Source organism: Acidithiobacillus sp. HP-2 (genome assembly GCF_015100155.1).
Taxonomy (GTDB): domain Bacteria; phylum Pseudomonadota; class Gammaproteobacteria; order Acidithiobacillales; family Acidithiobacillaceae; genus Acidithiobacillus.
Genome location: NZ_JACKZA010000011.1, coordinates 31620 through 51983, shown reverse-complemented (window position 1 = coordinate 51983; position 20364 = coordinate 31620). Strand labels below are relative to the sequence as shown.

The window sequence follows — 20364 nt, the reverse complement described above, 5'->3', positions numbered from 1 at the left end:
GCTCATTCCAGGCCGCGCAGACGGCGAACAACCGGATGGTCGAGATCCCGGATGATGTACCTATCACCGAAGGCTACTTGTAAAATCTCCGCCATCGTTTGGTTTGGCCATATCGGGTTTCCCAGTGCACCCGCTGCGACAAAAACATCGTAAGCGCCCAGTGACATATTGGCGACCATGCGGATCCAATCCGTCCGCGCGCGCTGCGCAGCAATTCGGGTAGAAGTCCACCAGTCGTTTTCCTTTCCATCTAAGCTGGGCTCCGGCACCGGCCACAAAAATATTGCCCCTTGCCGATTAACAGCGAGATGCAAAGTCACGATGCGTGTTTCGTCTGACAGACCTGCAACCACTGATGGCTCAACCAGATAAGTTTCGCGTTCCTCTTTCAGTTCCAGAATAAACACCCTGAGAGAAAATTCTGGGTGAATCCGCACAAACTCCCTGCGATTGGGCTTGCGAACCGGACAAGTTACCAGTTGCTTAACCACATCGAACGCCCCCGTCACCGTGGTCGGTACTGCAAAATGGCTCGGGTCAAAGGGATTTGGGGCGGTACTAGAATGGGAATAAGCTTCAGGTATCGTCCGTTCGGGAGTCTTGACATCAACATTTTCCGGCGTGGGAACCTGTGTCGTTTTGTCCGCATCTTTAGTTACGACTTCACTCATACTTTCCAAAGCAGACAGACCAACAACCGGATTAAGCGCTATGCAGGAGCTTGCGTCAGATTCAGGACTCACCTGAGCTGTAGACATAAAATCAAAAGGTTCTTGATTGGGAGCCTGTTTAGCTTGATCCATTTTCATATTTTTTCCTCGTTTAGCTAAAATTTTCGATTTTTTATTCCAATAGTTAGACATTTACAGATTTCCTCCTTTCTGCGTCTGGGCTATATCTAAAACCCATTGGTCTATTTCGGCCTCTAACCACACGGATATGCGGCCGAGTTTTCTGGGCGATGGAAATTCACCATTCGCGATGCGATTGTAAATACTGGTCCGACAGAGACCGGTTCGGTACTTGACCTCATTAAATCTAAGTAGCCTGTGTGGCTGCTGTTTCGTAACAACTGTGTCCATGTGTACCTCCTTGTGTTCAACCGGATTGCATTATGTCGGGATAACGTAACTCCATCACGCTGCAACTTTTTCATTTTTTTTCATTTCATGTCATACTGAATGGATAGGAGATATAAAGGCAGAAACAATGGCAAAAACTCGTTCCAATAAGAATTTATTGCGTACACAACTTGTAGACCACTGTCGTAGTCTTCGTGGATTCCTGAAATTGACATTGGAACCCCGCATGCACATTCCTACGGACAAACTACATTATTACGAGCGTTGGCAAGTACTGGATAAGGTATTAGCTGATTTTGAGCATAATCCTGGGAATCTTGATTCTAGGTTTTCGGAGGGATTGGCTGAGAAAATTCACAAAGTTGAACCCACTAAAACGTTTCATGGTACTGGGCGTATCTTTTTTATACTTAAACCAACAGATTGCAAAGACGAAGAATTCGGCCCTGTCGAACTGGCCGAAAAACTGGAAGAGGCCTATCGGCGAAAAGGTTTTGGCGATAGTCCCATCGCTGACTTCGATGTTTGGGGAGAAGATTATGGTCAACATGGTCCCGACCTCATTTGTAGCGAGTTAAATAATTTTTTTAACGGTCTTGCCACGTTGTTACGTCGGCACGAGGACGACAAAGCGCTGGCTCTTTCACGGCGGGAAAGCGAGTCACGCGAAAAATTTGAGAATGAGCACATTGAGCGTTCGCACAAGAGAGACCCGAACTTAAAAGAGTTGTTTGCCAGAAAACACTGCCAGTTTTGCTTTAGATTAATACCGGAGCGCTCAGGAGAAACGAAATCATCTACTGGTAAAACCTGCGCTTTGCACGACCCACAGAAAAATATGAGTCGCTATCTGGCAGCCCGCAAGCGGTACATCGCCCAAGAAAAGAAACTGGTCCGGCAAAGAAAGGAAAAGGCAATAAATGTAGCGCGTAATGCAAATGATCCGGAACTGATACCGTGGAAAACAAACCTCCTGATGCGCTTGAATTTGGATAATTTAAATGAGGTTAAAATAATCGGAGATAACTTATTTAGTATTACTAAAACCTTATTTTCGTCTAAAAAAAATCAGCCTGTTGACACGCCCTCCTTGCAACGGCTACTTGATGAGATTCAGCGATCCTACCCACCAATCTCTAGACCAGAAAAGTTCGTAAAAATGGTCCAGTCTCTCATTGATTCATCGCAGCACTCCCCAATGAACCTAATCCAGCTTGTGGGGCAGTTTGTTTTCGATAAAGATATCCCTTTTCATCCCACCATTGTCGCCATATATATGTGCCTTTTCCAAGAAGAGTCCTGGTATGCCCAGAATAACGCTCCGGATTATTACCACTCAGGCAAGGGAAAAGGCCGACCAATCAAAGTTGACAAGGTAGAAATGCTTCAAGTAGCGCAATCACTTCGGAGAAATGACAAAATGACTAAGGCTCAAGCCATAAAACAACTTGCAGAAGAGTTTGACTGCTCCCCAACACGAGTTCGACAAATCCTACGAGAAAATGAGATTTCTTAGTGAAGCAGAATATTCTTATCTGTATTCTATAAAGATAAAATAAAGATAGATACGGATACCCCAGACCGGTTCAGGTCTTGACTAAAAGTTACACCCTTTCGGTTCAAGGCATTGCCCTCCGAATAATACCATGAATGGCAAACGTTCTTTTAGTCTTTTTTTCTTTTTCTTGGCTGGAGTCGTCAAAAGCGCACATCATCTTGTTCTGCGTTCCTGAATCTGTAATAATTCGCTCCCGAATCTGTCACTGTCCAATATTGGGAAAGTACCAATTTTGACCCGCACCATTACACTGAAAATCCGCCCTAATCTAGCAGCCCATACTCGCAGACGCGCGCTATCCGGCATTGGCAGCATGGTTGCCGTCCATGCACCAAATCCGTCGCCCGCCCAGATTGTTGACGCGTTAGGCGGGATCCGAGCCGCATGTCGCGCTTCTGGTATCGGTTTTGATACGGTTTATCGCCTGCTTCAGTATGGTGGCGGGACTATTGCGAGCTACAAAAAGCTTGCTGAAGCGGCTGACTTTCGGGTTGTGCTTACCGAAGGCAAAAGTGCGCGCTGGAAAACCCTGCATGCTTCAAAAGATATGACATGGCAAACGCCACCAGAGGTATGGCAAAACGTATTGTCACGCTTAGGTATTCAGCAATTCGATCTGGATCCCTGTTCTCCTGACGATGGACAGAGGTCTATCCCGTGTGTCAATCGCTATGCACTGGCCGATGATGGTTTATCCCGCTCCTGGGGCGATTCTGGCTCTGTGGTATGGGTGAATCCACCGTACGGTAAAGCACTGTCACTATGGATTGATAAAATGGTCGCAGAAGCCATATTGGGGGTTAAAGTGATCGCCCTCGTGCCGGCCAGGACTGGAACGAACTGGTGGCACAAAGCTCTCGAAGGCGGTGGAAAACCGGAGTTTTTACGTGGAAGGTTGCGTTTTGTCGGTCAAGACGGGAAGGCAGGGAACGCGGCGCCGTTCGATTCTGCACTGATTTGGTGGGTGTAGGCGGATGTGGGTTTACAAAAAACATTTAATTCAGCACATTGAATTGCTGCTTCAAGCCTTCACATAGAATCTTGAGGTCATTTACCGATTCACTACGGGAAAATGCCCCATCACCTCACTCTGTATTGGTTACATGCTCGATCCGGCACAACCTTTGTTCAAGGACTGCCGCATGTTTGAGCAGCTCCTCTGCAATATTCGCCAAAAGAACATCCTCGGCCTTCGCCAAATCCTGCAGGTCTTGTACAAATAAATCAGCCGATTGAGCCGCTTTTTCGAGACGTTCCTTGTCATTTCCGTTCAGCATTTTTCACCCCTTTCCCGAATAGAAACCAGCACCACACTGCCTTTTCACGCATCAATGTCAACATCCATTAGACATACATTATAACAATTATAACGCGGCTACTGCCGTTCTATCCCGAAATTTACCGCACACTCTGGGTGCCATAGGATAACACGCGGCGCAACCCAGTTCTGGGGTTGTGTCGGGTGGCAACCCTTGGCGGTCCGAAACGGTTTTACCGGTTTCTTCCACCCTCGCCTGTCGGTTTTTGGTGAGCGCGCAAAAACCCAGACCGCCCAAGGTGGAGCCCGATTCAAAATGCTGGCAATCCTCACAAAAGACCTTGCCGGATTTGCGTAATTCTTCCTTCGTTAGAAACAAATGCATCGTTCAAATCCTGTAGTGAGATGATTTCGAAAGGCAAGGCACATTGCCGTTTTGCCTAGCCTTCTGGGTATGCTTTGATGAAGTTACCATGCCCATTATAACGCCAGTCCTTGCGAAACAGCGAACGCCACAAGCCAATCCAGTCCTCGTCTTCATGCGTCACATACCCCAGATTCTACCCCTGAGCCCACTTAATCTGACATAGAGCCCTGTGCTCAGCGACAATTATCTTGTCCAGTCGGCAGATACGTCCCCGTTTTCACCCAGGTGTTGATTTGGCGTTCTCCATTTGTTGTCAGTACCTGCAAAGGGCCGTCTGGCACGATAGGAGGTCTGACGTTCAACAGAGATTTGGGGCATGGGGCTATTTCCTCATATCGTTAAAAAATCGCGCTCATAAGTAGCCAAATAAAATATTGAAAAACGCCCATTGAATTTATTAGGTTTTTTTATGCAAATGCATTGCAAATGCATATGCATTTGCATCTAGGGGGTTTGTGGAGCGGCTCTGGCGCAGTGTGAAGCATGAGGATATTTCCCTGCGGGGCTATGCTCATGTACCAGAACTGATGGATGGGCTGACTGCCCACTTTGTATTTTACAATAGTCGCGCCCGCATCAGTCCCTTGGCTATCTGACACCAGATCAGGGATACCTGACAGGGCAAGAGGGCTGTGCCTGCATTGTGGACCGCTATCCGAAGGGTTGCAGCATGACCATCACTCAGGGACGATTTGGGGCAGCACCATTCTGCTGCAAGGTTAGAAACCAGACTAGCTTAAACTCTCGCTCATTTGTCTTGGCTCATGGGTCCACCATAATTCTTCTTTGGTCAGGAACAGTTGCATAATTTAAGTCCTTACAACCGGCAGCGAATAGGTTTTGGAGGATAAGGCATCTTGCCCCATTTCAACATTTTTTTTGCGGTTTTCGCGATCTCGCTAGGGGACACACATCCATGCCGCATCCGCCCCTTTCGAATCGCCAGCTTCCCGATTCACCTGCACTCCATGTAGCGTCAGTCGATACGTCAAATAGGACTGAATTTTGGGATGCGATAACACCTCCGGATTCAGCACAGCAAACACATCCCCGATACATCGTGCGGAGATGGTAACCAGCCCGGGGTGTCCTTCAGTCTTGAATCGGATTCCTATCGGCTGCGTAAAATGGTAACTTTCTGCATCTACCAGCGCGGGATACTCTGCGACATGTGGGCGCAGGTCCACCAAAGCAGCGTCACAACGGACCCCATATAATAAACGATCCACGGTAATGCTTTCCCGACCACCAGAAATCACCATCTGCTCAAAGCCTGCATCGCGCAACAGCCGTGACCTCCAGTGGTGTACCGTTTCGTAAACGGAGGTTTCCACCGTATCCGCACCATACCAAACGCCAAAGGAACCATCGCTGTATCGGCTTACCGTCCAGTTTTTAAATGGAAACCAGATAGCAGCGAACCATTCCGCTTCCTCGAAGGGTCGGTTAATGGCCGGCGCCTGGGAAGTATAGTGGGGCGGCTTGGCAGCGGCTTCGTACTGTTGTGCCACAGTCCAGTCTTCTGGGCTAACCGACAGATCGTTAAACAGGTCTTCCGATACCCGCAAACTGATGATATTGCGAATCAAGGTATGGTGCGTATCCGCCAGGGTAAGACCGTCATAAAATGACTCCGCCACAATCATCCGCCCCTGGCATGATCCAGATAGGCTCGAACCATCAACAATCCGGTAAATCCCCACTCGCGAACCACTTCTACGGGAGTCCGATAATCGAACGCACGGTTACGGGTGGTCATCCACTGATAAGCCAAATCCCGGTCATGCGGAAAAAGCAATCGTAGATTTTTATGGATAGCAAGTAAATGGCCCGCACGTTCAAGCAGATCCCTATTTGCGCCTAAGGGTTCCCCTTTGCGATAGCGACTGAGGGCTGCGCGGTTCTCGGCCGCCAAACCCAGTAAGGCAAGTTGCCCTTCATTGTCCACCATCCAGAGCTCAAAGGCCTTCATGAGCATCTTTGCCAAGACTATGCGATCGTGGATTTTGTTTTCTCTGTCTGAGATGACTGCGGTTTGCGTCATGAGCGATCCCCCACTTCATGAAACAACTATAACAAATAATGCTGCATCTGCAACTACCTTGGTCTTCTTGGAATGGTCCACGCGTCAGCTGCAGTAGTGCAGTAAGCCCGTTATAACGTTAAACCGTGCGTAACAGCGAGTGCCACCAACCAGTCCGGACGTTCTGGAACCGTGTCCCGAACCGGTTCACCGTCATGCCGCTGGCGTTCGGCAATCGCCAATCTCCAGGCACATTCATAGCCATATTTCCACACCGAGTAAGAGCGCACCCGCTGCTTGCCATTCACCATGAATTTGGCCTCCCAGTAGATCCGGGAAATACTGCCGTCCGCAGTGTAATCATGGCATAACCGCACCCCAATTTTTCCTGATCGGTTGCGGCTATACGTCGTAAAATGGCCGTTTCCATCCCGCTGTCTGGGCTGAATGTCCAGTTCTGCCATTTTTTCATCCCGCCATGTTCGAGCAGCGATGCGCGCTGCTTCGTAACCATTATGCGCGGAGTCAGAAAAGAGCTTGCTGGCATCCGGTTTTTTCGATCCTGGGCGATACAGCCTTACCCACCACCCTTTCGATTTCGCATAATCCAGTCGGGTCATTCCATAATCTGCTTCGGAGTTGCTGGCAGTTTCCTGTGGCATTTTTCCCCGTTCTATCGACATGTCCAATTCTTTACACGGAAAATAGATAACCGTTTTTAGTCAGATGTATACCCTTCTGCATCTAGCAGGTTCAGATAATGCGCCTGACTTTGGATGGTCTGCAGTTCATGGCGAATTTGTTCGCCACCGACGCCCTTACTTCTGGACAGAAGAACAAACAGGCTTTCCGGCGCAAAATACTGGATGACAACCTCCTTGACACCCAATGCGTTGAGTGCCTGAAGGTCTCGGCAGAATTGAGCATCATCCAAATTTTTGCCGTCCAATATGATCACGGCGTGATGCAGGGCTGCTTTCACCGTGTTGAGCCATTGTGTTTGGTTCCTGGCAGATGCTTCGGGCGTTTGAATGATCGCTATATCCAGTGTGCTGTACTTTTTCTGCATCTGCTGCGCCCAGGTGCTTTTTCCGGAAGCTGTGGCCCCGATCGTGATAATCACCAAAGGGCTTTGCAACGATGCCTCAGAGGACAGAGGACGTTTTTTTAACGATGTCACGGTCATGCAGGTTGCAACTTTTTCATGAATGGAGGTTTTTCGCATCGTAGCATAAAGTTTCCTCTTTTTTACGAACCATAGAGTTTTCCCAATCATCCCGCAATCGAAGCGGTCAGACCCATGATACGTGCCCGAGAATTCTCAATGGACTGAAGGAATACCGAGTAGTTTATGCGCTTGCCATCCAAGCATGAGATAGCACTGAAACCGCCCTATTACGCCACTTTTCGAGAGGTAAAATGCCACCAGCCTGTCGCAGATCACGCATCATCACCTCTGTTGGGTAAATGCACGCCCTCCGGATTACCCACAGGCTGACCCATTCCATTAGTGCTGCACTCGGGATATTTCACCCGCCTCGTAGTCCTGAAACATGAGGCCCATGACACCCGATTCTCGGAGTAAATCGAATATCCGCTCAATGACATCCGCACGCGTCTGATCCAACTGCTTCCAGGGTATATAGAGTGACCCATACTCTTGGGCGGCATCATACAGTTCCAGCGTGAGCCCTTCCATAATCGGGTGATCCTGCAGACGGGCGAGAATCTGGCCCGACTTTTCCCCAACCACTCGGGTTACGAATTCTTCCAGAACGATATCCTGATATTCCTGTGCCCCTTCGCGAACCGCAAACACCATTCGACCCGGATATCCCAGCGCGTTTTGCTGCCTATTAAGACCCAACACGGCCAGATCCGATTGTTCGGTCCAGTTTTGAATGCGGCGCACAAAGTCATCCGAAGGTAACTCCCAAGCCACACAATGCCCCGGCATCTGCGCGGAGTAGCTGACAATACCGATGAAGCAAATATAGGGATGCGTGCCTTCAGCATAGGTTTGTGTACTGAGCAAGGTAGCGGCTTCCCGATAGTCCTGGCCCAGTGCCGTATGGAGGCGAAACACTTCTACCGGAGACATATTCAGCAGTTGCCCGCCATCTACCGGGGCGGGATAAAAGGTGACTTTAGCATTTGCGCAGACAAGTCCTTGCGTAAAAAAGGAAGCCGCAGCCCGTTCTGCCGAAAATCCCTGAATGAATGCTGGATGGCGTACCGGTACGGCAAACAGGGTGCTGACCTGCCCTTCTTCGGTCAGGAACATTTCTGCACGTTCCCGCGCATAATCCCAGAAATCTTCAGAGGCATCCGGATCTTTTTCATACAGCAGCAGGGAAATGGTTTGCAGGGTTTCTTCGTCCTCTTCGACGAGTAATGCGTCCACAGCTTCCCCCAATTGGGGTTCCACAGAAAATTCATTGTCCAACAGATAGCGCGTTGCCAGTGCGGTGATGGCAAGCGCCTGCGGAGAGGCCACGTTACTGCCGGTAGAGGCTTTCATCGATTCAACCCGCCGCTTTTTTGCAGGCTTGTTGGGCTTCTTCACCCAACGCCTTGAACCAGGCAGGTTTGGGTCCTGCCCCTTTCCAGACCAGATGGGGATCCGTTGGATGCTGATACCAAAAGGCTGGGGACTTGCGCACGCGACGCGTTTTCTGCGGCTCAGAAGGAACCAGTTTCAGGAGGTCCTTGGCCGTCAATCCCAAGTCCTCGACGATCCGGCGTATTTCTGCCAATCCTTCGTCCTTGGCTTGTTTGAGAAGCTCCTCCACCCGTTTATCAGCGGCTTCTTTGGCTTTTTTGGCGGCTTCCAATTCTTGCAAGATGCTCATGGTTTCGTTCTCTCAGGGTGGGCGTTAATGGGCCTGCTTCCGTTCCCATCGGGGATGCAGCAGTTCGGTGACTATTTCAACATAATTGAGGGCCGTGGTCACAAGTAGGGTAACAACGCGATCCTCCTCGCTGGATTGGGTCAGCGGATTAATCAGATGAAATACATAGCTCAGTAACCATTGCTCAGGATGTTGCTCGATGTAGTCCTGGGAAACACGCTGCCTTTCCATGGGAAGTACGCGGAGGTCTGTTTCCTGGGTCATTCGACGGGTTACCCGTTCATAACACTGCTCTACCAGATCCTCATCGGCTGCGGGCAAGGTGATGCCTCCCTGATCCAGTGCCAAGGTCAGCATCAGCAATAAATCCACCAGCATTTCCAGACGGGCCTCTGGAATGCCCATACGGAAAAGGACCACAATACTGCCTATTAGTTGTGGCTGGATTTCTGCGATGCGGTCTATCAGTATGGCTTTCTCTTCCATACTCATCTGATCTCGTTGCACGATGGCATCTGCCAGCATTTTCTCGCTGATTCGGGCTTGCCGCAGGGCCTGTTTTTGTCTCGGCGGAAGGGGCAGTCGATCAATCATATTGCGGGTCATCGGGCAGCCTTCCGGTGAAATTGGGCATCCATAGGGCGCTTTTCTCTCCGTTTAATGCAGGCGTGTCGGCTGTGAAAGCAAAGACGCGCCTGCTTCTACAGAAAACCCGTAATCGGTCAAAACCTGTTCGATCTTGTGCATGAGTGCCAGGCGATGAATGCGGGTGGCGTTGTACTCGACATTACACAGCAGCGCTTTACGGTGATACTTGGGCTGAAGCGTCACGGTTAAGTGATTATCGCTTCTGGCCTCCACACAAACCGTGCAGTCTTCTGCAGAAAGCTGTTCTTCTTCGAGCTGTTTTTTGAGGGCGCCCAAGACCGTAAAGCTGATTTCCAGCAGGTGATCCTCTTCGGTTTCTGGTTCATCCTGACCGATTTCCAAAAAGAAATGTAAGGGCGCGCAAGCGTCCAGTGATCCTTCTGGCCATCCCAGGGCTTCACGTTGATCGCGGGCGAGCTGTTCAGGATCGGGCCATTGGGGCGTATTCTGTTCGGGAAACTCCAATCGGCCTACCAGCAGGTACATGCCTGGAACCGTCATCCGGTTGTAATTCCAAGGATAAGGTGCGTTCGCTCCGGGCGTATTCATTATCCATAACTGCAGGGGACTGTTGGCGCGCAAGTGATAAATCGATTGGGGTTGCAGCAGCCATTGCAGCTTGCCCCGTGGCGGAATCAATTGGTGTTGCTTCAACACCTTGGTCAGTGTTTTGCGGTCAGTCGCGTTGCATTCTCCGGACCAATTTGCCAGGAAAGGCACGGCAATCAGGAGACTCCGAAAACCGTTTTCATAGGACTTGGCACAGGCCATTTCCGTGGCTTGATTCCAGCAGAACTGCCACAGATCGACCAATCCTTCTGCGCGGAAGGTTTCCAGAACGGCCTGAAAAGCTTCTTCGTCACGTTCGCATAAGAGATTATACAGTATGGTCTGAATGCGACTCAGGTCAGTATCCAACGACAGCGGATTTCCCACGGCATGTGCGATGGGCATGATTTCTCCGAGGATGGCATTAATTCTTCCACTACGTTTTTTCATGATCTCTCTGTAGGTTGTTATACGTCTTTCGGGATAAGCCACCCTGCACCATGGGTCTGGTGCCTTTTTCGATAGTTTACCCCATGCTCAATCCCCGATTTGCCAGTTGGTCGGCTAGTTCGTTTTCCGGATGCCCATTGTGTCCACGAACCCACTCCACCTGGACTTTACGGGCGCTATACAAGGCATAGAGCTGCTGCCACAGTGCCTGATTCATGACCGGTTTTCCTGCGGCGGTTTTCCAGCCTTTTTTAATCCAACCGGGGATCCATTCATTCAGGCCTTTCAGGACATACTGGCTGTCCGAGCAAAGGATGACTTCAGCGTCTTCGGGAACCTTGCGCAAAGATTCAATGGCGGCGGTCAGTTCCGCGATGTTGTTGGTCCCCTGTTTCTGGATAAAACCGCAATGCTCTGTGCGCGTTCCATCGGGAGATTGAATAACAGAACCCCAGGCACAGGGGCCAGGATTGGTAGGGCCACAAGAGCCATCGCACCAAATTCGCCATAGACTCAAAATCAAGTTCCTTTTCATCGAAAGTTACTTTCCGGAGTATAACGCAACCGCTCAGCGTTTCCCCAAAAAATGGCCAGACAACTATTGTGGCGCTGGAAGAACGACGCTCCTTGCTTCCCCACTCCGTCCATTCGAAAGCAAGCTACTTGTTTATTCAAACTATTCAAGCTTGATACTCCTCACGCTACCATTGGGTCCCATTCAGGAACTGCGAAACCAATAAGTAGATAACTCCCTTGCCATCCAGTCGTTCTATCCAGTCTTCCGGAATAGTCTGAATCCCCCAAATTGCACCCAACAATTGGCCGCTGATAGCCCCAATGGAATCCGCATCACCCGGATGATTGGCTGCCCAACGGATACCGGTTAAAAAGTCTGGCGCGGTCAATCCCAAATAAATGCTGATGGCCAATATCTCTTCTGCAACCCACCCTTTTCCTAAAAGCATAGAGGCAGCGGACCAGTTTACTCCCTTTTCCGCCAGATCGTTGGCCTGCTGCAATGCAGACAATACGTTCTGACCTGTTTCCTCAAGTTCTGACAATATATCCATCACCACGGCCAAGGCCTCATTAAGTGGTGTGTCCGAGATAATTTCCTGTAATAGAACGGCGAAAGTCCCTGCAGAAAGGTAACCACAGAGATGACCATGGGTGAGTTGCGCAGCGCTGCTTGCCACCTGAAAGGTACGTTGTAATGGCCAATGTTCTGGGTGTATAGCTGCCCAGAAACCAATGGGAGCTACCCGCATTAACCCACCGCATCCCTTACTATTGTTGATGGCAGGTATGCCCCAATCTGCTGCCTGCGCCAACGCAGTCAAACAAGTCCGTCCAGGTCCCATTCGCTGATGTAACACTAGCTCATCCAGCAAAAACCCCTCACTACTGAAATCATCAGCAGGTAAACGACAGGGCACTTCCTGGGTCAATAACCAGCGCATGTAGGCTTTATGCAGGGCAATTTGCAAAGGTTCCCCTGTGCTGGCATGCAGAATCAACGCTTCGGCGGTAAACAAAGTCAGTTGCGTATCATCCGTAAAATGCCCACATTGACCTGGATGCACAAACTCCATTACGCCTTGATGTCCCCAGCGACTTAGCCGATTCTCAACACTCAGAAATTCTACCGGCTCCCCCAAAGCATCACCCAATGCACCTCCCATGAAACCAGCCAGAATACGGTCTTCTGGCGTAGGTGAAATGGTGGGATTCATGCTGTCCTTCTCCTGATAACAAGTGGAAAACATGCGCGCAGTTCTTTCGCTCTTTTTTGTTTCATAGAACCTGAACACGACCCGCTTCTATCGCATGGTTTCTATGCAATTGTATTTCCCACAATAGGGACAGCGGTTAACAGCAGTCTCCTGAGGGTAAGGTCCGCGCCCCTGACGCGAACACCAAGCACACCAAAAACTACCACAAACCTTACAACGTTTCATGTTGATGCCAATCGCTTTGCAATATCGGCATTGAGCCATTATGTCCTCCTTGGGCAATATCGTGGGTAATCGACGGATATGGATGAAGGCACTGCCAGCCCAGCGTGCTGGCAGTGCATCAACTTGAGGTGCAACTACATCATTTCCGTCACATGCGTGATTTGGTAGGTGTACTCATCTTTATCCTCGATCAACGTGAAATACTCACCGACGATGATGCGTTTGGTAAATAAATTGGTCGTGGCAACAATATCGCAACACGCACCAAATTCCATTTTTTGCATGACCTCATGAGTAGAGTCCGGGGCATACAAAATTAACGGGTAAATATCGCCTTCTTCATTTTGGTAACCAAAATGATCCTGGGCAACCAGTTTTTCGTCTTCGACCACCAACTGCAAAATCATTTTGCAGTCCTCCAGTTCTTTGGCTTCGGCAATTAAACGGATCAATTTTTTCATGGAAAACTCCTTCTTAAAAAAACACAATGTAAACAAACTGTATCCGGTGTTGATGAATTCAGCAGGTTAAATGGGCTGTGAATCCTACCTCCTGGAGGGCACCCCTCCGCCGCTGGGTTTCGCTTTGTTCCAGAAACTGCCAAAGGTCTTTGCCTTCCCGAAACGGTTGGAATCGGTGGCGCCGAATGACCCGAGCCAGATCGGCGGGTACCAGATGCGCTAATCCTGCGTTTTTCCGCACGTAATCGGGCGCATCAGGAATTTCCAGCACCTTGAGCAATTGTTGCCAGAGATACTGACGTTTGGCTTTACCCAGCGGCTGGAATCCAATACTCAGGTCCATGCGTCGATACATTGCGCGATCCAGTGTCTCTGGGAGATTAGTAGCCAGTATCAGTATGCCGGCGAAGGATTCCATGCGTTGTAGCAGTTCGTTGACCATGCTGATTTCCCAGTTATGCTGGGCATGCGCGCGCTCCTGCAGAAAGCTATCGACTTCATCCAGAAAAAGGATTTCTCCCAGAGCTTCTCGGAAAGCCGCTGCCAGATTCTGTTCATTGTCTCCGACATACTTACTGAGCAGATCGGAGGGGCTGCGGGTATAGAGAGTTTTCCCCAACTGATCCGCCAGATGACGTGCGAACGCAGTTTTTCCAGTACCAGAAGGGCCATGAAACAAGAGCGTGGCATTCTGGTGCTTTTGTAAGGAAGAAAGCACGCTGTTCAAGTCAGTATCCGATTCAATCAGGGTCGGGTCAAAGGCAGTCCACGCGTCAGGAATTTGGGCTGACTGATGGAGAGACCAGACGTGCTCAATGAGTTCCGCACTCTCAGTAGCCGATTCTGGTCTGCAGAGCGTAGCAATTGTGGATGCCTGCTGGATGCGCCCAGGCGATAAATCGCTACGCTCTGCCCAAAGTGCGGTTTGCCCCTCAGGTAGTTCAACTGATTGCATTTGGGCATCCAGCATTTTCTGACGAACGCGCTTGGGAGGATTGCGAAATTCCAGGGTGTAGAGAAATCGACGGCGATAAGCGGGGTCAATACTCTCGATACGGTTGGTAATCCAGACTGTCGGCACCTTGGCCTGTTCCAACAGATGATTGGTCCAGGCTTTATGTCGGGGTGGCAGCGGAAACCAGGGGTGGGGCTCACCAAATACATCTTCCACTTCATCGAAAAGAACAAGCGTCTGACTTTGTTTGGCCAAAGCCCGCTGGCAGAGAGCAAAGGCCTGAAAACGGGTATCTCCTTCCAGGGGTTCCTGCTTGGCGTCTTCATGTCGAACTTCTACAACACACCATTCCATAGCTGCCGCCAGTGCCCGAGCGTAGGCGGTTTTACCGGTTCCAGGGGCACCGTGCAGGAGAATATGCACACCTTGCGTCTGATCTTGTTGGGCACCAGTCAATATGCGCGTCAAGATACGGCTATGCGCTTGCAGGTGGGGAAAATCCGCCAAATTAAAGGCTGAGGGCGGTAGACTCTGGAATAACCCAGAAAACAATTGCGTTTCATCCGTCTGTTCCTGCAGCAACGCGGTAGCAAGTCCCGGCATCAACCCAAAACCATCGCGTTCCAGATGTTTTAAAAGCCCACTGCTACGCAGCCCTTCACGAGGTCCTAAAGCTTGTAATATCCGGGATGGATCAAGATCCAAAGCAATGGCGATGCGGGTATGGTTCTGGTGCGTATTCCAATCATCCGTATCCTCAAAAAATATTCCCAGGATGGGATATTCATCGACCAAAGCGGCCAGGTGGATGATTTTTTGTTCTACGTTACCGAATCCCAAACGGGAAGCTAGGGCATCGACATTCCGGTCCAGCTCACAGGCGGTTTCTGGTATTTTTTTGCGCCTCAATAGGCTGCGGGCACGACGCAAGCGTCCTTGAATTGAATGTTTTTGATAGCGATGTTCGTCCCACTCCAAGAGTTCGTGAGCAAAATCATCCTTCATAAACCACCAATGACTCCCTAATCGGTGGCCGTCGTGACTGAGTATCCGCAGGGCATAGTGGCATGCCCAAAGATAATGCGGGTCTTCCCAAGAAATGAAGACCGGGACATCTGGTTCACAATCCCAATCGCAAGCGTCGTCAATTGCAGCTGATGGACGAGATTTATGGATAGGCTTGGATTTTTTGGACATGACTGGTTCTCCTGGCGAATGAGAACTATGCTATCAGCACGTTGCGACCATAATCGTCGCATGCAAAATTTTCAGATGGGGGCTTTTATGCGTGATGAAATGCAGTTCTTTCGGAGACTTGCCATCCTTCAACACCTGCCCCAGGCCGGGCATGGAAAGCGCACGGTAATGCAATTGCAGAAACGATTGTCAGAAATGAACCAGCAGACAACCTTACGCACCATTCAGCGCGATCTGATTTGGCTTGAGCGGTACTACCCTATCGCGTGCGATGATGGCAATCCGCATGGCTGGTTCTGGGCACATCAATCACCAGGGATTCAGGCCCCATATCTTGAGCCATCTGCGGCACTGGCGATTCTCTTGGGTTTGGAGGAGATGCAGTATTTGTTGCCCAGGAGCCTGCTGGAAGATTTGGAAATTTATCGCCAACAAGCAGAACGTGCCTTGGCGCGTACGACATTGGCGAACTGGCGCAAACATGTGGTGGTCTTGTCAGACAGCGTACAGAAAGCGCCCCGATTATCACCCAACTTACTGATGCAACTGGCTGAATCCATAGAAACCAGTAAACAGGTAACCATCCAGTATCGGGCCGTGAACCAATCAATCAAAAATCATGTTCTCAGCATCTGGGGATTAGCGCTAAGAGATGGGGTGCTCTATATGGTCGGGAAAAGTCAGAACCACGCAGAACCTGCGTTATTCGCCGCCCATCGCATCGCCCATATTGAAATCATGCAAGAAAGCGCAAGCCAGCCAACAGCCGCTTTTGTACTTCAGGATTTTGTACGGAGTAGCTTGCAGCTATCCAGAGGTTCAGAAAAGATTCTATTGCGTTTACAAATAGACAAATCGCTCCTACGGCTCATTCAGGAACGCCCCCTCTCCAGTGATCAGGTCATAGGGAAGATCGGGAGACGCTGGTGTGAAGTCAGCGCGCAGGTAGAGGACACAGAAGCCCTTCGCTGGTGGATTCTGAGCTTTGGGGAAAACCTGCGGGTGCTTGAACCACCCGCACTTTTTATGGAATTGCGCGAACGCACTGGGGCTATGGCAGCAATGTATAACCGTTTGCCAAAAGCCCAAGCTTGATTTCAATTGTCACAATCAATTTGCGATAGTCAGGATTTGTTTCCACTGATCCTTATTAATATCTCTAAATGGCTGTACAATTGCTTTAGCCAGTTTCTGAAGATCGACAGATTTTTGATCAATATCCATAAAATCTTTAATAATAATATCTTGGTGAACAACATAGCCAGGGGGCCAATCGGACAAAATATACCAGGATTCATTACTAAGAATTCTTAGCATTTCTTGTGACGCAGCCTTCCCTCCTTTTGACCATATCCAAAATTGACACATCACATTATTGTCAATTGCAATAATTTGAAAGTAAAGTGACATCTTATGTTTTTTTTCCTCCATCCTCCGCATTAAATAAACTTTGTGATTTTTTTCATTAACCCTTTTAAAACCATTTTTTTCAACTATTGTTACCATTTTACCATTAACAAGATCCCATAAGGTTTTTAATTCTTTTTTAAGAAGGTCTATATATTCAGTTTTAAGAGATTTATAGTTATTTATTTCATCGTCATTGAAGCTTAATTTTTTTAGAGTGTTATCGAATACTTCATCATCATCATTATTCCAGCAGAAATCTATATCCGATGGATGCTTTACATAAAGTGCTAAATATTCGCCAGCCATGATCAATCCTCCTGTTCTGAATCCAATGGAAATCGTAAATATGGATATGGATCGCATTTAGGTTCTGGGCTTAAATCTAAATCTAAAACATCTTGATAGATGCTTGTTAGATAGAATCTAGCATAATGAAATCCAGGTTTATCTGTATTATCATCAATGACTTTCCAGATTATATTAAACAAGTCTGAGAATAATAAAACCTGCCAATCATTTTCCCTTGCATTCCATGACCTTTTATTATCAGGAATCAATAGAATTTTATGCACTATTTCTGATTTATTTTCTCTTTTCCATTTACTGGCACATTTAGAATATCTTGCTAACTGGTTTCCGCCGAAAGAGGCACCTACTTTTGCTTCTATGATTACAAGAAACTTTTGTTTATTGCTGGACTCATGTCCATATTTTCCAGTCATCCAAAGATCAATCCTTGAATCTTTGTTGCAGTAATACTCACTGTCAACAAATATCTGCTCATACTCAAATTCTGATCCAAAAATTTTATTCAATAATGCATGCGTAATTTTGTCTCCGAAGCCATGAGGTTCATTGGGAGTAAGGAAATAGGCCAGAAGCTTTGTATAAGACAATTCATTGTGCCGGCGACCCATAGGGCGCAACAAGTTGATAGGCCCAAACATCGGGTGATCATTTTTCATTGAATTCTTGATTTTTTGAGCTTTATCTATGGCTTTCTTTTGCATTTTTGTCAAGAAGCTCTCGAATTCATCGATTTTGAACTCATTTTCTTTTCCTGAAGAATCTGGAATGATAGACTTCATTTCATTGAAAACCTTGATAAGAGATTCTTTTTCCATATTATTTCCTTTCGACCAAAAATGTTTCAGCTTAAGGCAAAATCTCTAACCCAAGCTCACGAAGAAACTCATTATGTTTCTCTTTAGATGCATCAATGGCACGACTCAAGGACGCTAGATCAGCGTGAATTTTTTGCAGATCAATTTCCTCTTCGGGGGTTGCTGTACTGATATACCGGCTGATATTGAGGTTGTAATCATTGTCCGCAATCTCGGTCATGGGGACTCTGCGGGCGTAACGATCTTCCTCCCGGCGAAACTGATAGGTATCGATGATCTTGTCGATATCTTCAGGGCGTAAGCGATTCTGGCGTTTGCCTTTCTCAAAGTGTTCGGCGGCGTTGATGAAGAGCACGTCATCGGGTTTCTTGCACTTTTTCAGGACGAGGATGCAGACAGGAATGCCGGTGGAGAAAAAGAGATTGGCGGGCAGACCGATAACGGTGTCGATGTTTCCATCCTTGAGGAGTTTGGTGCGGATGCGTTCTTCCGCACCCCCGCGAAACAGCACACCATGGGGCAGAATGATGGCCATGACGCCCTCAGGTTTGAGGAAATGAAAGCCATGCAACAAGAAGGCAAAGTCAGCGGCGGATTTGGGCGCCAGACCGTAGTTCTTGAAGCGCATGTCTTCACTCAACGCACTGTTGGGTTCCCAGCGATAACTGAAGGGCGGATTAGCGACTACTGCATCAAACTGCGGGGCCTTGGCGGGATTGGTTTCCCTGAGATAGTCCCAATCATTCGCCAGGGTGTCGCCATGGTAGATTTCAAATTCGGAGTCTTTGACCCCATGGAGCAGCATGTTCATGCGCGCCAGGTTATAGGTAGTGATGTTCTTTTCCTGTCCGAAGATTTTGCCGATGCCATGCGATCCCATACGGTGCCGGACATTCAGCAGTAGCGATCCTGAACCACAGGCAAAATCGAGAACACTGTCCAGTTGTTTTTTCTTTCCAGTAGCCGGGTCCTGACTGTCGAGGGTGACGATGCCGGAGAGGATGCTGGAAATCTGTTGCGGGGTGTAAAACTCGCCCGCCTTTTTACCCGATCCTGCGGCAAACTGACCGATCAGATATTCGTAAGCGTCGCCCAGGACATCCTGATTGGTGGAGAATTGCGATAACCCTGCTGCGATGGCCTGAATAACGGTGCATAGCTGTTGGTTGCGGGCACTGTAGTCCTTACCCAGTTTTTCGGAGTTCAGATTGATCTCCGAAAAGAGGCCATTAAAGGTACTGGCGAAGGATTCGTTCTCAATGTAATCGAAGCCCTTTTGCAGCTTATGGAGCAATTCCGCGTTTTGGGTGCGGGCCAGTTCCGAGATGCTGCCCCAGAGGTATTCGGGGCGAATCACATAGTGGATTTTGCGGCGCATCTGCGTTTCAAAAGCGTCGATATCCTCGGGATTGTTGGCATACCAGAGGGCCAGTGGGGTACGGCGGTCACCGGCTTCCAGTCGTGGATAATCTGGCCCCAGTTCCTTGGCTGCGGCCATTTCGTAGTTATCGGACAGATAACGTAGAAACAGGAAGGAAAGCATGTAATCGCGGAAGTCATCGGCATTCATGGCACCGCGTAGTTGATCGGCAATACCCCAGAGGGTGTTGCCCAATTGTTTTTGGTCGATTTCAGTCATGATGGCAGAGGATTCCTTGGGTTAAAGCGTGTCGCTCAGACATCGGCGGTTGCGGATGATTGCTGAGCCGCAGCATCGGCTTCGCGAAGTTCCTGGGCCGAGATACGGACGCACTGCCCATCCCGGACCATCACAATGCCGGTATTGGTTTGTATGGCGATCTGTCTGGCCAGTTGGGCGGCGCGGCGCATGGCTGCCATGGAAGCACGCAAATCCGGATTACGGGCCTGGGCAATATCTTTGCCGGTATTCATGGATTTTCTCCCCATTCCAACAGTAAAGGTTCTGGACCGCTATTATCATACTTCGCCCAGCTATTGACGCGATATCGATAGTATTGCTCGAAGTGCTTCAACCCTGAATCAAAGCGGCGGCGAATCACCTGCTCAGGGATATCGTGACCGCCCTGACGCACCCGTTCGGCCACTCGGGCAATGGCCGTTTCGGCATTGGGTAAGGCCAGAAAAAACAGTTCCACGTCATATCTCTGTGATCGCCATTGTTGAATATGACGTAAATAAGTGAGACCAGAGAGGGTGGTTTCAAAGGCCAGGCTCTCTTGACGACGCACGCAGGCGGCAATTTCTTCGAGCATCAACCGGCCTGCCCGCAGGTTGGCTACTTCAGGGGCAAAGGGCGACAGACCGGCTGCGATCAGATCGGCATTGATGAAACGTGGGCATTGGGCTTCATCGGGCAGAAAAGAGCGGGCAAAGGTAGTTTTACCGGCGCCATTGGGTCCTGCGATGATGATGATTTTGGGGGTGGGCATG

General features: G+C 49.1%; 24 protein-coding genes and 1 pseudogene. 4 read left to right on the top strand and 21 right to left on the bottom strand.

All coding sequences use genetic code 11. The features are described from left to right. Positions 1-2: 2 nt before the first annotated feature. Positions 3-863, bottom strand: coding sequence for a hypothetical protein (locus tag H7F11_RS10105; RefSeq protein WP_193640883.1), 861 nt, complete (start codon positions 861-863; stop codon positions 3-5). Next, positions 864-1082 (bottom strand): helix-turn-helix transcriptional regulator, encoded by a 219-nt coding sequence (locus H7F11_RS10100; RefSeq protein ID WP_193640884.1) that lies wholly within the window; start codon positions 1080-1082, stop codon positions 864-866. It lies immediately after the preceding gene. A 226-nt stretch (positions 1083-1308) separates the two neighbouring features. On the opposite strand from H7F11_RS10100, the gene H7F11_RS10095 reads away from it, so the two are divergent. Further along, positions 1309-2598, top strand: a complete 1290-nt coding sequence (locus H7F11_RS10095) for a hypothetical protein (protein ID WP_193640885.1) — start codon at positions 1309-1311, stop codon at positions 2596-2598. Between the two features lie 274 nt (positions 2599-2872). After that, positions 2873-3610, top strand: a complete 738-nt coding sequence (locus tag H7F11_RS10090; protein ID WP_193640886.1) for a DNA N-6-adenine-methyltransferase — start codon at positions 2873-2875, stop codon at positions 3608-3610. Positions 3611-3725: 115 nt separating this feature from the next. Here H7F11_RS10090 and H7F11_RS10085 read toward each other — a convergent pair whose 3' ends face one another. Then, complete coding sequence (locus tag H7F11_RS10085) at positions 3726-3917, bottom strand: hypothetical protein (RefSeq protein ID WP_193640887.1); 192 nt, start codon at positions 3915-3917, stop codon at positions 3726-3728. Positions 3918-4004: 87 nt separating this feature from the next. After that, on the bottom strand, positions 4005-4283 hold the full coding sequence (locus tag H7F11_RS10080) for a hypothetical protein (protein ID WP_193650722.1): 279 nt from the start codon (positions 4281-4283) through the stop codon (positions 4005-4007). A gap of 494 nt (positions 4284-4777) precedes the next feature. Between H7F11_RS10080 and H7F11_RS10075 the strand changes: the two are divergent. After that, positions 4778-4986 (top strand): annotated as a pseudogene (locus tag H7F11_RS10075) (integrase core domain-containing protein); the annotation flags it as partial. Between the two features lie 238 nt (positions 4987-5224). Here the strand turns inward: H7F11_RS10075 and H7F11_RS10070 are convergent. The 12 genes from H7F11_RS10070 to H7F11_RS10015 all read right to left on the bottom strand — a co-directional run bounded on the left by H7F11_RS10070 (position 5225) and on the right by H7F11_RS10015 (position 15226). Next, a complete protein-coding gene (locus H7F11_RS10070; RefSeq protein WP_319803359.1) occupies positions 5225-5965 on the bottom strand; it encodes an RES family NAD+ phosphorylase in 741 nt (246 codons plus the stop codon). Positions 5966-5967: 2 nt separating this feature from the next. Beyond that, positions 5968-6369, bottom strand: a complete 402-nt coding sequence (locus tag H7F11_RS10065) for an MbcA/ParS/Xre antitoxin family protein (RefSeq protein WP_142086104.1) — start codon at positions 6367-6369, stop codon at positions 5968-5970. A 110-nt stretch (positions 6370-6479) separates the two neighbouring features. Beyond that, complete coding sequence (locus H7F11_RS10060; protein WP_193640435.1) at positions 6480-7031, bottom strand: AP2 domain-containing protein; 552 nt, start codon at positions 7029-7031, stop codon at positions 6480-6482. Between the two features lie 35 nt (positions 7032-7066). Continuing rightward, on the bottom strand, positions 7067-7573 hold the full coding sequence (locus H7F11_RS10055) for a hypothetical protein (protein ID WP_193640434.1): 507 nt from the start codon (positions 7571-7573) through the stop codon (positions 7067-7069). Positions 7574-7855: 282 nt separating this feature from the next. After that, positions 7856-8869, bottom strand: coding sequence for a hypothetical protein (locus tag H7F11_RS10050; protein ID WP_193640433.1), 1014 nt, complete (start codon positions 8867-8869; stop codon positions 7856-7858). Positions 8870-8873: 4 nt separating this feature from the next. Continuing rightward, positions 8874-9200: an H-NS histone family protein gene (locus H7F11_RS10045; RefSeq protein WP_193640432.1), complete on the bottom strand. Its 327-nt coding sequence runs from the start codon at positions 9198-9200 to the stop codon at positions 8874-8876. Positions 9201-9224: 24 nt separating this feature from the next. Then, positions 9225-9806, bottom strand: a complete 582-nt coding sequence (locus tag H7F11_RS10040; RefSeq protein WP_193640431.1) for a hypothetical protein — start codon at positions 9804-9806, stop codon at positions 9225-9227. Between the two features lie 51 nt (positions 9807-9857). Next, positions 9858-10847, bottom strand: coding sequence for a hypothetical protein (locus H7F11_RS10035; RefSeq protein ID WP_193640430.1), 990 nt, complete (start codon positions 10845-10847; stop codon positions 9858-9860). 76 nt (positions 10848-10923) lie between these two features. Then, a complete protein-coding gene (locus H7F11_RS10030; protein WP_227485410.1) occupies positions 10924-11364 on the bottom strand; it encodes a ribonuclease H family protein in 441 nt (146 codons plus the stop codon). A 184-nt stretch (positions 11365-11548) separates the two neighbouring features. Further along, entirely contained in the window at positions 11549-12580 is a 1032-nt protein-coding gene (locus tag H7F11_RS10025) for an ADP-ribosylglycohydrolase family protein (protein WP_193640428.1), read from the bottom strand. A gap of 359 nt (positions 12581-12939) precedes the next feature. After that, entirely contained in the window at positions 12940-13266 is a 327-nt protein-coding gene (locus H7F11_RS10020; RefSeq protein ID WP_193640427.1) for a hypothetical protein, read from the bottom strand. 58 nt (positions 13267-13324) lie between these two features. Further along, a complete protein-coding gene (locus H7F11_RS10015; RefSeq protein WP_193640426.1) occupies positions 13325-15226 on the bottom strand; it encodes an AAA family ATPase in 1902 nt (633 codons plus the stop codon). A gap of 279 nt (positions 15227-15505) precedes the next feature. Between H7F11_RS10015 and H7F11_RS10010 the strand changes: the two genes are divergently transcribed. Continuing rightward, complete coding sequence (locus H7F11_RS10010; protein WP_193650721.1) at positions 15506-16513, top strand: helix-turn-helix transcriptional regulator; 1008 nt, start codon at positions 15506-15508, stop codon at positions 16511-16513. Between the two features lie 15 nt (positions 16514-16528). Here H7F11_RS10010 and H7F11_RS10005 read toward each other — a convergent pair whose 3' ends face one another. The 5 genes from H7F11_RS10005 to H7F11_RS09985 are packed head-to-tail and all read right to left on the bottom strand — an operon-like array spanning position 16529 to position 20363. Further along, on the bottom strand, positions 16529-17134 hold the full coding sequence (locus H7F11_RS10005; protein WP_193650720.1) for a hypothetical protein: 606 nt from the start codon (positions 17132-17134) through the stop codon (positions 16529-16531). A 2-nt stretch (positions 17135-17136) separates the two neighbouring features. Beyond that, positions 17137-17952, bottom strand: coding sequence for a PD-(D/E)XK nuclease family protein (locus tag H7F11_RS10000; RefSeq protein WP_193640423.1), 816 nt, complete (start codon positions 17950-17952; stop codon positions 17137-17139). Between the two features lie 31 nt (positions 17953-17983). After that, positions 17984-19591, bottom strand: a complete 1608-nt coding sequence (locus H7F11_RS09995) for a type I restriction-modification system subunit M (RefSeq protein WP_193640422.1) — start codon at positions 19589-19591, stop codon at positions 17984-17986. A 35-nt stretch (positions 19592-19626) separates the two neighbouring features. Further along, the gene (locus H7F11_RS09990; protein ID WP_193640421.1) at positions 19627-19845 is read right to left on the bottom strand and encodes a hypothetical protein; all 219 of its coding nucleotides are present in this window, start codon (positions 19843-19845) and stop codon (positions 19627-19629) included. Next, positions 19842-20363, bottom strand: a complete 522-nt coding sequence (locus H7F11_RS09985; protein WP_193640420.1) for a zeta toxin family protein — start codon at positions 20361-20363, stop codon at positions 19842-19844. The genes H7F11_RS09990 and H7F11_RS09985 overlap by 4 nt, the downstream gene beginning before the upstream one ends. Position 20364 lies beyond the last annotated feature (1 nt).

Coding starts and splice junctions, on each gene's coding strand:
- H7F11_RS10105 (WP_193640883.1), bottom strand. CDS start 863: ATGTCTAACTATTGGAATAAAAAATCGAAAATTTTAGCTAAACGAGGA.
- H7F11_RS10100 (WP_193640884.1), bottom strand. CDS start 1,082: ATGGACACAGTTGTTACGAAACAGCAGCCACACAGGCTACTTAGATTT.
- H7F11_RS10095 (WP_193640885.1), top strand. CDS start 1,309: ATGCACATTCCTACGGACAAACTACATTATTACGAGCGTTGGCAAGTA.
- H7F11_RS10085 (WP_193640887.1), bottom strand. CDS start 3,917: ATGCTGAACGGAAATGACAAGGAACGTCTCGAAAAAGCGGCTCAATCG.
- H7F11_RS10080 (WP_193650722.1), bottom strand. CDS start 4,283: ATGCATTTGTTTCTAACGAAGGAAGAATTACGCAAATCCGGCAAGGTC.
- H7F11_RS10065 (WP_142086104.1), bottom strand. CDS start 6,369: ATGACGCAAACCGCAGTCATCTCAGACAGAGAAAACAAAATCCACGAT.
- H7F11_RS10060 (WP_193640435.1), bottom strand. CDS start 7,031: ATGTCGATAGAACGGGGAAAAATGCCACAGGAAACTGCCAGCAACTCC.
- H7F11_RS10055 (WP_193640434.1), bottom strand. CDS start 7,573: ATGCGAAAAACCTCCATTCATGAAAAAGTTGCAACCTGCATGACCGTG.
- H7F11_RS10050 (WP_193640433.1), bottom strand. CDS start 8,869: ATGAAAGCCTCTACCGGCAGTAACGTGGCCTCTCCGCAGGCGCTTGCC.
- H7F11_RS10045 (WP_193640432.1), bottom strand. CDS start 9,200: ATGAGCATCTTGCAAGAATTGGAAGCCGCCAAAAAAGCCAAAGAAGCC.
- H7F11_RS10040 (WP_193640431.1), bottom strand. CDS start 9,806: ATGACCCGCAATATGATTGATCGACTGCCCCTTCCGCCGAGACAAAAA.
- H7F11_RS10035 (WP_193640430.1), bottom strand. CDS start 10,847: ATGAAAAAACGTAGTGGAAGAATTAATGCCATCCTCGGAGAAATCATG.
- H7F11_RS10025 (WP_193640428.1), bottom strand. CDS start 12,580: ATGAATCCCACCATTTCACCTACGCCAGAAGACCGTATTCTGGCTGGT.
- H7F11_RS10020 (WP_193640427.1), bottom strand. CDS start 13,266: ATGAAAAAATTGATCCGTTTAATTGCCGAAGCCAAAGAACTGGAGGAC.
- H7F11_RS10015 (WP_193640426.1), bottom strand. CDS start 15,226: ATGAAGGATGATTTTGCTCACGAACTCTTGGAGTGGGACGAACATCGC.
- H7F11_RS10010 (WP_193650721.1), top strand. CDS start 15,506: ATGCGTGATGAAATGCAGTTCTTTCGGAGACTTGCCATCCTTCAACAC.
- H7F11_RS10005 (WP_193650720.1), bottom strand. CDS start 17,134: ATGGCTGGCGAATATTTAGCACTTTATGTAAAGCATCCATCGGATATA.
- H7F11_RS10000 (WP_193640423.1), bottom strand. CDS start 17,952: ATGGAAAAAGAATCTCTTATCAAGGTTTTCAATGAAATGAAGTCTATC.
- H7F11_RS09995 (WP_193640422.1), bottom strand. CDS start 19,591: ATGACTGAAATCGACCAAAAACAATTGGGCAACACCCTCTGGGGTATT.
- H7F11_RS09990 (WP_193640421.1), bottom strand. CDS start 19,845: ATGAATACCGGCAAAGATATTGCCCAGGCCCGTAATCCGGATTTGCGT.
- H7F11_RS09985 (WP_193640420.1), bottom strand. CDS start 20,363: ATGCCCACCCCCAAAATCATCATCATCGCAGGACCCAATGGCGCCGGT.